Annotated in this window: 8 protein-coding genes; 6 read left to right on the top strand and 2 right to left on the bottom strand. The window is 45.5% G+C overall.

Features of this window, described 5'->3' with window-relative positions:
- The first annotated feature begins 57 nt into the window (after positions 1 to 57).
- From coq7 to ACTXGO_RS06335, 6 genes are all read left to right on the top strand, one after another.
- Complete coding sequence (coq7, locus tag ACTXGO_RS06360; RefSeq protein ID WP_317199710.1) at positions 58 to 702, top strand: 2-polyprenyl-3-methyl-6-methoxy-1,4-benzoquinone monooxygenase; 645 nt, start codon at positions 58 to 60, stop codon at positions 700 to 702.
- A gap of 163 nt (positions 703 to 865) precedes the next feature.
- Positions 866 to 1,897 (top strand): tetratricopeptide repeat protein, encoded by a 1,032-nt coding sequence (locus ACTXGO_RS06355; protein ID WP_443573742.1) that lies wholly within the window; start codon positions 866 to 868, stop codon positions 1,895 to 1,897.
- A gap of 192 nt (positions 1,898 to 2,089) precedes the next feature.
- Positions 2,090 to 4,579, top strand: coding sequence for an esterase/lipase family protein (locus ACTXGO_RS06350; RefSeq protein WP_443573740.1), 2,490 nt, complete (start codon positions 2,090 to 2,092; stop codon positions 4,577 to 4,579).
- A 501-nt stretch (positions 4,580 to 5,080) separates the two neighbouring features.
- Entirely contained in the window at positions 5,081 to 6,589 is a 1,509-nt protein-coding gene (locus ACTXGO_RS06345) for a cytochrome ubiquinol oxidase subunit I (protein ID WP_435950673.1), read from the top strand.
- Positions 6,589 to 7,605, top strand: a complete 1,017-nt coding sequence (gene cydB / locus ACTXGO_RS06340) for a cytochrome d ubiquinol oxidase subunit II (protein WP_317199707.1) — start codon at positions 6,589 to 6,591, stop codon at positions 7,603 to 7,605. Before ACTXGO_RS06345 ends, cydB begins: the two co-directional genes overlap by 1 nt.
- Before the next feature lie 64 nt (positions 7,606 to 7,669).
- Entirely contained in the window at positions 7,670 to 7,786 is a 117-nt protein-coding gene (locus tag ACTXGO_RS06335) for a DUF2474 domain-containing protein (RefSeq protein WP_317199706.1), read from the top strand.
- 97 nt (positions 7,787 to 7,883) lie between these two features.
- On the opposite strand, the gene ACTXGO_RS06330 is transcribed toward ACTXGO_RS06335, so the two are convergent.
- Both ACTXGO_RS06330 and murU read right to left on the bottom strand, forming a co-directional pair.
- Positions 7,884 to 8,633 (bottom strand): MBL fold metallo-hydrolase, encoded by a 750-nt coding sequence (locus ACTXGO_RS06330; protein ID WP_435950670.1) that lies wholly within the window; start codon positions 8,631 to 8,633, stop codon positions 7,884 to 7,886.
- A gap of 287 nt (positions 8,634 to 8,920) precedes the next feature.
- On the bottom strand, positions 8,921 to 9,649 hold the full coding sequence (gene murU, locus ACTXGO_RS06325; RefSeq protein ID WP_443573737.1) for an N-acetylmuramate alpha-1-phosphate uridylyltransferase MurU: 729 nt from the start codon (positions 9,647 to 9,649) through the stop codon (positions 8,921 to 8,923).
- Positions 9,650 to 9,864: the final 215 nt, after the last annotated feature.

Raw genomic sequence — 9,864 nt, 5'->3', positions numbered from 1 at the left:
CTATTTACTCATTAGCTACTGCCCATACCGATTTAATAGATATATCAGGAGTTTGATATGACAGCGCGTCCGTTATCCAAGGTTGATCAGTTGCTGCTTGGCGTCGACAAGGCGCTACGCGCGATCGTACCACACTCGAACCCAAGCACTCGTCCACTACCGGTGAGCGACGATAGCATTCCTGAGCTGAGCATTACAGAATCGCGTCATGTGGCGGGGCTGATGCGCATCAATCACACCGGCGAGGTCTGCGCTCAAGGTCTATATCATGGACAAGCGTTTGCGGCAAAAGATGATGGTGTCCGAGAAGCGATGCACCAATCCGCTCTTGAAGAGATCGATCATCTGGTCTGGTGCGAGACGCGCTTAGATGAGCTTGGTAGTCATGCCAGTCTACTGACGCCGCTGTGGTACGGTATGTCGTTTGGTCTTGGGGCGGTAGCAGGCGCGATCTCTAATGAGTTTAGCTTAGGATTCGTTGCTGAGACTGAGGCGCAAGTGAGTGAGCATTTGCAAGATCACATTGGCAAACTGCCCACGCAAGATGTACGCTCAAGAGAGATTCTAGCGCAAATGGATATCGAAGAGCTGCATCATCGCGAATTGGCACTGCAAAGCGGCGGCGCGGCGCTCTCGCCTCCTGTACGCCTTACAATGCGCTGGCTTGCAAACGGTATGAAAGCGGCGGCCTATCATGTATAACTGTTGCCAATGCGCAACTAAAGCAAGATGAATAGCTTATTAATCATAATTTTAGAGGACTAATCCCTAAAACGGAGCATCGATTTATACTTAGCAATTTTAGCGACTTGCTAGTGATAAGGACAAAAAATAACTTCAACCACACTTAGAGGTAATGACTGATATGAGCCAGCTTACAACGACAACCTACAAAAACAAAATAGCGACTTTGACTGCTATAGCCGCATGCATGATGATGATAGGAGCGCCTGCTAGCGCCGCTGAAAACGATGGCACTAATGCCAGTGCGCCTAGTGCTATTGACTCAAGTAAGCGCGTTATTCGTTTAGCGCAGCCTACGACTGCCAACAACAGCACTAATGCTACTGTCAATGTTAATACCGCGCCGCTAAGCCCGCAAAATAGCATCAACCAATTACCAAGAGCGGCGGCGATACCTGTACCAGCAGAGATTGCCGGAACCACTCGTGTTTTTGAGCGCACGCCTACTAGTGCCACAGGCGTTGATCTTCGCAGTGGTCAGCTCTCCAATATCCCAACGCCGCAAGTACAGCTCTCTGATATTAGCTTTGTAAAAACAGTCCTTATCCCGCAGCAAATCTCAGGTATCGATAAGCTGGACGTAAGCTTATTAGATGATTTTATTGAAGATGTCTCCCCTAATGCGCGTCACTATCCGCCAAACTTTCCGAACCGCTCGCAGCGTCACTATACGCGCGAAAAAATCAAAGTATTAGCAGACTGGATTGAGCCCTATGCCAGTAAACCAGATGCCTCTTATGACGTACTTATTCGTGCGGCTAAGTTAAATGGTATGGGTCGTAACTTGGACTTGGGTACAGACTATGCGATACGCGGCGGTCGCTACGTGGATCGCGCAATCAAAGTTAATCCTGAGAGCGGTGAAGCCAACTTCTTGTACGGTATGATGCTCTCAGAGGGCGGCGGCTTTAAAGAGGGTCAAAAGTATCTCGATCGCGCAGTCGCGCTCAATTATACCGAAGCTGAGCAAAGCTTGGCGCAGTCAGATCTGCTTAGCGATCGCCGTAGTCAGGCTTTAGATCGCTTGCGCAGACTTGAGCAAAAGATGCCCAACGACCCTATTATCCCGCAGCAGATCAAACTCGTTGAAGAAGGCAAATTCTACATCTGGGACATCCCTGCCCCTGATATCAACGTAAAACCAGCAAGCTGATGCAATAGCAACAATGTGAGCGCATTTGAGTTGCAACACTAAGCGTATTTGCTCTATATTGATATTTTATCTCTATTAGGGCAAATACGCTTTTTTAGTTTTGTCTATATCGGAGTCTTTTTTCTTATATAATGCAAGATGCTTGTCGCGCCCTACTATAAAAATAATCATTATTCGCCATTGAGACGATTTATGTCATTTGCCACCTTTGCTACTGCGCTTACCTCAATAAATAAATCACTGTGGCCTAAATGGTCCTTGGCTCCTTTGATAGTCGCTATGATGGTGCTCCCCGCCTGTAGTACGGTATCTGTTAATAAACAGGCCTCCTCTAAAACTATCGAGGCGCAGCGCGGCAATATCGTTACTGATAATAAATTAAGCAGCGATACTGCCTCAACTTTGCTGTCAGCAGGGCTCAATGAGCAAGCGTGCTTTCAAAATTTTGAGCTGTGCCTAGCTCAGCTTAACGAGAGTATGCTCAATCAAAACTACCGTCCTGCCTTGGCAATTTATGCCGAATTGCATTATGCCAAAGCGCTCCAGCTTGGTGACTCTCAAGCCTGCCGCGATGCCCTAGCACGCCCGCCAATCGATCCCTATTTTGCCAATGCTCCTGTACCTAAAGAGGAGCTAAAAGCGCAGCAGCAAAATACTGAGCAGTGTTTAACCAACTACCAAAAACGTCTGTTTGATGCGATCAAAACCAGCTATACCTATCTGTTCTTTGACAGCCTAGAGCATGACTTTAGCGATGATAGCGCGGCGGCTAATCGCAATAAAGACACAATGCGCGCGCCAAACCGCATTCCAAATGATACCGATATTCAAACTCAAGACATCTATAACGCGGCCAGCAACGATATTATTACCCAGTTATATAAGTCCTCCGATAACCCTAATAAGATGACTGACGGTACGCGCGTGACTTATCTACCGACCAAAATTACCGATGATGATACCTCAAAACAAGCCGCTATCGCTAACCTTGCACCAATAAAAGGCAAGCTCACTGATCAGATTAAAGTGATGAAAGTAGACGTTGATGATTATCATCTCGATATCTATCTGCCTAATGAGAGCAACTATCTAAAAAATGCCCGCGAGCAGACCTCAGCCTTGGCAGACTTAGTGTCAACTTATGAGATACGCCTGTCCGGTATGAACTCAATCAGTAAGCGCTCAGGCTTGGGTATTAGCCTTGTAGCGTCATTGGATGATCGTTATACCACCACTATTCGTGATTTACTCAAAGCCTCAATATCAGGAAGACTGACCGATGATAGCGCTCAAGCTGATAGCAAGGATAGCCCACCAAGCTCGCGCATTTATCCTACAGGTCATCTGCTCTTAACGGGACTGATTAAGCCTGCTGGCGACAGCGTGCTTGACGCTCTAAGTAGTCGTCAGCTCGATATCCATCTGTACAACCCATATCGCAGCGAGAGCGTCAATATCTTAAATGATGACTATCCTTTGGCGGCGAACTTCTCTGCAGGGTACGGGATGTGGCTTGCTGAAAACCAGCTCGATGGCGTAGGTTATCTCAATCTTATTACGCGCCAGCCAGATGCGCGCTTGCCCAAACTGTTCATGCTTGAGCCTTATGATCCTGATAAGCGCGTGATTATTATGCTCCATGGTCTTGCCTCAAGCCCTGCTACTTGGGTCAATTTAACCAATGATATTTTGAACGATGCTCTGCTGCGTGATAACTACCAAGTTTGGCAGATATTTTATCCAACCAACTTGCCTATTATAGAAAACCGCTACCAAATACAGCGTCTAATCAATAGCACTTATGAGCAAACCGATCCTAAAGGACAAAATCGCGCGAGCGAAAACAGTGTGATTGTCAGTCATAGTATGGGCGCGCTTATCGCTCGCATGATGCTCTCAGACGACAACTTGGTCGATGACTTAGATCGACTCGATGATCAAAACCAGCTCACATTTAGCGAAAAAAATAAAATACGTGAGGCGCTCAAACAGTCCTTTGGTGAAGAGCAGTTAAAAGAGCGCTTTGAGCTGCATGCTTTGCCGCAAGTTGACACTGCCGTATTTTTGTCTGCGCCCTTTCGCGGTACCGACTACGCGGATCGCTGGTTTACTCGCGCGCTGCGCCGTATTGTCTATTTGCCCGTCGGACTTGTCAAAACGGTCACTGAAAACTTAGCTACGATCGCAACCCAAGGTGATTTGGCACAGAATCCTTTAGGCGCATTATATTTGCAAAATGGTGCCAGTCAGCTCAGTGACCAATCCTCTTTTATTCAGTTAACCAAAGACATCAAAATCAATGATCGCGTCACTTACCATTCCATTATAGCCAGCAATGACTCCGACATTACTCAAGGGCTTGCACAAGCGCAGCCCGATGGCGTCAAAATCGATCTATCACAGCCGCAACCTAAAGAGACAGTAACAGGTGAAGATGACGTTGTTGATAACGATGTCAATGATGCAGTAGAGTCTCTACCACTTGTTGCTGCGGTCCGTGTTGATGGCGATATTAGTCAAGCATTAACCAAAACCTTATCAGATGGCATTGTGCCTTATACCAGTGCGCATCTAGAGGGAGCTGCCTCTGAGACGATTATCAATGGTGGACATAGTATTCAGACCAGTCCGCAAACTATCTTGACCCTGCGCCGAATCTTGCATACTCAACTCGAGCAATAAGCTTAGGCGATTAAAAAAGTATTGCGTTTAAGTATATTTTAATATACGTTACTATAATATATATTAAATAATATTAAAAGTTATAAGAGGGTTATCGGCGTAAAATGAGTCACTATAGCTTCAAATAATAGAAGTTTATACATTCAAAAAGGCATTTTAGGCTTATTTATGTGTGATTTTTTCAATACCTATTGTAGGTTATAAGTGACTGATAGGTGTATAACCTTCAGCTTGCAGCAACTAGGGTACAAGCGCATAATAAGTGAATACAAACTTTTAATATAACTTTGATTAACAATAACTTATTAATTTATAAGGATATAAATTATTAATTTAAGTTAAGCCGTTATGGTCACCTCATTAGTCCATCCGTTTAGCTTATTCATACTCACAGCCAAATCTTAGCTATTGACCGTACTACTTGTATTTAAGCTGCGGTTAGTAACTTGGGCGTATCACGGAAGCTTGCGCTATTTTGCTCACGAATAAAGGTAAGCGCTTATGTTCGCTGCATTTATGATCGACCAAATGGACGCGCTCATGCTAGCGCGTATTCAGTTCGCTTTTGTCATCTCCTTTCATATCGTTTTTCCCGCGTTCTCTATCGGTCTTGCCAGTTGGCTGACCGTATTAGAATTTCGCTGGCTCAAAACGGGTGATCCTATTTACGCTGAAGTCTATAAACACTGGGTCAAGATATTCGCCGTGGTCTTCGGTCTTGGCGTGGTATCAGGCGTGGTAATGTCTTATCAGTTCGGTACCAACTGGGCGGTATTCTCAGACAAGGCTGGTAACGTACTAGGGCCTTTGCTTGCCTATGAGGTTCTGACCGCGTTTTTCTTAGAAGCCTCCTTCTTAGGGATTATGCTGTTTGGTTGGGGACGCGTCAGCAAGCGCATGCACTTTGCCTCGACAGCAATTGTCGCCATCGGTACGCTTATCTCAGGGTTTTGGATTTTGGCAGCCAATAGTTTTATGCAGACGCCGCAGGGCTTTATGATGGGCGCTGATGGCCTTCTCTATCCTACCAATTGGCTTGAGATTATCTTTAACCCCTCATTCCCTTATCGTTATGCGCATATGATGACGGCAGCATTTTTGACCACTGCTTTTGTCATCGGCGGTATCGGTGCTTATTATCTACAGTCCAAAAAACACAAAGAGCATCGCAAGCATGGCCGCGTAATGTTAGGTATGGCGATGATTATGGCTATCTTTGTAGCGCCCGCTCAAGTGTTCATAGGCGATATGCATGGTTTGAATACTTTAGAGCATCAGCCTGCCAAAGTAGCTGCGATGGAAGGACTGTGGGAGGATGAGCGCGGCGCACCTCTAGTGCTATTTGCCATTCCTGATCAAGAAGCACAAAAAAACCATTTTGAAGTCAAAATACCTTATCTCTCAGGTCTTATTTTGACGCATTCGTTAGACGGTGAAGTCAAAGGTCTTAAGAACTGGGCACCAGAGGATCAACCCTTTGTTCCTATTGTATTTTGGTCGTTCCGAGTTATGGTCGGTATCGGTACTTTGATGGTGCTAGTTGGTCTATTTAGTCTCTATAAGTACTTTAAAAAACAGCAGTTTGATCTTGATAGCAAATGGTTCCATAGGGCTTGGATGTTTATGACGCCGATGGGCTTTATAGCACTGCTCGCGGGTTGGTTCGTCACCGAAACAGGACGTCAGCCGTGGACTGTATACGGAGTGATTCGTACTAGCGAGAGCATGTCACCGCTGGCAGCCCAGCAAGTGGCGACGACTTTGATTGGCTTTATCGTACTCTATATCTTTGTCTTTGGCGCAGGTAGCTTTTATATTATCCGCCTGATTACTCAAGGGCCTAAGCCGTACGAGGATCCTTCTGAGGATACCTACTATGATCATTCTGTGACCGAGGCTCAAGGCCGCGCTTTGAGCGGTGATGATGCGCCTCAAGAGAACACTAAAGATAAGGATGCTGAGAACTTAGACAGTCCTGCTGACGATGTCGATGATGGAGGATTACGCTAATGTTTAACTTCGGTGATGTATTAGACTTACCCCTTATCTGGGGCGGACTTATCGCGCTATCGGTCTTTATTTATGTGCTGCTCGATGGTTTTGATTTAGGCTGCGGTATTTTGTTCCCCTTTGCAGGCTCAGACAAGAACCGTAGCCGGATGATGAACTCTATTGCGCCCTTTTGGGATGGTAATGAGACTTGGCTAGTGCTTGGTGGCGGCGGTTTGTTTGCCGCTTTCCCTGTTGCGTACGGTATTATTATGACGGGTCTTTATTTACCAGTGACCTTTATGCTCTTTGGACTCATTATGCGCGGCGTGGCCTTTGAGTTTCGCTTTAAAGCCAATACCCGTCGCCATATTTGGGATACGTTTTTCTTTGTAGGCTCAGTGATCGCTACCTTCTCGCAGGGCATTATGCTTGGCGCCTTAGTACAAGGGTTAGAGGCTAGCAACCGCTTATACACTGGCGGTCCGTTTGATTGGCTCACGCCCTTCTCCATCGTTTGCGGCTTTGCCATGATTATCGGTTATGCGCTGCTTGGGTCCACTTGGCTCATCATAAAGACCGAACATACCCTACAAGTCTGGGCGCGCAAAGTCTCAGGCTGGATGCTCTTAGCGCTTGTGGTCGCGATGATAGTCGTCACCGCCTTTATGTTCTTCTCTGATATCGACGCGCTTGAGGGCTGGTTTGGCTTCCCAGGTCTGTTATATCTTGCGCCTATGCCGATTATCGTATTGGCTTTGTTCTTTTTGATGCGTAAAGACTTAAAAACAGAACGTGAATATCGCCCCTTTTTATTGACGGTAGCGCTGTTTTTAATGGGTTATATCGGTGTCTGTTTTGCCATATTCCCCTATATAGTGCCTTATCAGATGACCATTTATGAGGCGGCAGCCGCCGACACCTCATTGTCATTTATGCTCATAGGCGCGGTCATCATGCTGCCAATTATCTTGAGCTACACCGCATTTGCGTACTATACGTTTAAAGGCAAATCTGATCACAATCCTATGTACTGATGTTTATGCTACAGACAATGCGTGCAGCTGAGAGTATAGGGTAGTTATAAAAGAGGATGCTATTATGAAAAAACTAAGTAAAAAACAAAGCCAATGGGCCTGGTTTGTGGGCTTGTATTTGGCAGGGTTTTTGGTCATCTTTACTATTGCGCAGCTGATTAAGCTGGCAATGGGAGTTTAAAATCTACTAGTGACAAAAAACGCAGTCTTGATTATCAAGGCTGCGTTTTTTTATGTTTACCTGCTGCGTGACGATTGCTTGTTAGTCTTAGAATAAGCTAGCCCTGCGGACTTTGGGTCATTTGGCGACAATATCCTGCCAAGTTCTCAGGCAAATCCTCTGGACAGACGCCGCACTGCTGATTGCCAGGTACCGCATGATCGATAAATTTAGGATACGGCAGGTTTAGATTGTTCATAATGACTCTAAACTCTTCTATCGTCGTATCACCGCCTAGCCTTGGATTACGCTTTTTTTCTTGCGCAATTGAAGATACAAACCTCTCTTGGTAATCATGAGCAGGATAAACGAGTGTCTCATCAGGTAAAGAAAACAGTTTGTCTCTCACAGAGTGATATAGGGCGTCTGAATCCCCATTTTGAAAATCAGTGCGGCCGCAGCCTTCAATAAGTAGGGCATCTCCTGTAAATACGCGTCCATCATACAGATAAGCAAAATGTCCAGCGGTGTGCCCTGGCGTATGCAAAGGATGCAAAGTGATACCGTCAAGCTCAAAGGGAATGCCGTCCTCCAAGCCAATATCTGCACACGCCAGTCGATCATAAGCAGGCGCTGCAATCTGACTACCCACCTCACGCTTCATCTCCAGCGCCGCTGTAATATGATCAGCATGGATATGCGTATCAATGGTATAAGCTAGACTCAAGCCAAGTTTGTGCAGCTCAGCGAGGTCGCGATCCATCGTCGCAATGACCGGATCAATCAATACCGCTTGCCCGGTACTCGTGTCCCCTATCAAATAGGTATAAGTACTAGAGAGGGGTTCATACAGTTGTTTAAATATCATAGTCATTCCTTTTTGATGTCTAGCTTTTGATAATGCTAACCTTTGCCTAGCTGTGATTTGTACAAGGACAGCACCTCTATATTAAATAATTATATATTACATTATAGTATATAGTATTATCAAAATCTGTGTCTTGCGACAAATTTAATAACGCACGAGCGTTCTACGCTCACTGTAATTAATTAATCTATCAAAATTCTAAATCATAACCCTTAACAAAAAGGCTGCACTATTATAATAGCGCAGCCCTTTATCGTCATTAGTCGTCGTCGTTCAATGTACTATACTTAAGAGTCAGATTTATCCTTTATAGTATCATTTTTAAGAAACTCATTGATTTGCGTTAAACGCTCAGGGGTGCCGACATCTATCCAATTGTCTTTGATAACCTCTGCTGTGACCTGAAACTTTAGCATGGCCTGCCTAAGTAGTGGCGCAAGTGCGGCAGGTTGCCCTGGCACTAGGCCATCAACCACTCTTGGCGACATGACACTGATTCCAGCAAAGGTGTATTTGTCCGCGTCCCCTATCGGCTGCTCGCTCGCCAGACCATTATTAATAGCAAAATCACCGCCATTATTGTGCTCAGGATTATCTATGAGTATCAAATGTGCTTTTTGGTCACTGCCAAGCTCATAGTCTTTTAACTGACCAAAATCATAAGTCGTCCATACATCGGAGTTGACTAAAATAAAGGGCGCGTCTTTGAGCTTACCCGCTTGCAATGCTTGAAAAATACCGCCCGCGGTCTCTAATGGCTCCTCCTCTTCGATTGACCAATGCAATGTCACATCAAACTGCGAGCCATCGCCCAAAGTGTCCATTAACTTATCTGCAAGCCACGAGGTATTGATTGTAATGTCAGTAATACCAGCCGCTTGCAGCGCTTTGATGTGCCAGACAATCAAAGGCTGTCCGCCGACTTCAACGAGTGGTTTTGGTGTCTCAAGCGTAAGCGGCCGCAGACGTGTCCCTTTACCTGCTGCCAAAATCATGGCTTGCGTTATTGCAGACATATCTGCTCCCTGATGTTGTGAATTTGTATGGTAAATCTAAATATACTGCTGAGAAAAACTACTTTGATAAGCGGGTAATACGGTCTCTATCATCCATGTGCTAAATGGAAGTATGACTTGCTTAATAGCATTATCGCCATGAGTGCCCAACCATTCAAGCTCAAAGAGCAAATCGCGCATGACTTTGGGGATATCCGCCAGATAACGATCTTTAC

It is taken from the genome of Psychrobacter sp. T6-1 (assembly GCF_052258445.1).
Note: the sequence above shows the minus strand (reverse complement) of the source record. Positions and strands in the feature narration are given on the sequence as shown.

What these genes read in the sequence shown, in the direction of transcription:
- ACTXGO_RS06330 (WP_435950670.1), bottom strand. Translation starts at nt 8,633, where the DNA reads ATGATATTTAAACAACTGTATGAACCCCTCTCTAGTACTTATACCTAT.
- ACTXGO_RS06355 (WP_443573742.1), top strand. Translation starts at nt 866, where the DNA reads ATGAGCCAGCTTACAACGACAACCTACAAAAACAAAATAGCGACTTTG.
- murU (WP_443573737.1), bottom strand. Translation starts at nt 9,649, where the DNA reads ATGTCTGCAATAACGCAAGCCATGATTTTGGCAGCAGGTAAAGGGACA.
- ACTXGO_RS06350 (WP_443573740.1), top strand. Translation starts at nt 2,090, where the DNA reads ATGTCATTTGCCACCTTTGCTACTGCGCTTACCTCAATAAATAAATCA.
- cydB (WP_317199707.1), top strand. Translation starts at nt 6,589, where the DNA reads ATGTTTAACTTCGGTGATGTATTAGACTTACCCCTTATCTGGGGCGGA.
- ACTXGO_RS06345 (WP_435950673.1), top strand. Translation starts at nt 5,081, where the DNA reads ATGTTCGCTGCATTTATGATCGACCAAATGGACGCGCTCATGCTAGCG.
- ACTXGO_RS06335 (WP_317199706.1), top strand. Translation starts at nt 7,670, where the DNA reads ATGAAAAAACTAAGTAAAAAACAAAGCCAATGGGCCTGGTTTGTGGGC.
- coq7 (WP_317199710.1), top strand. Translation starts at nt 58, where the DNA reads ATGACAGCGCGTCCGTTATCCAAGGTTGATCAGTTGCTGCTTGGCGTC.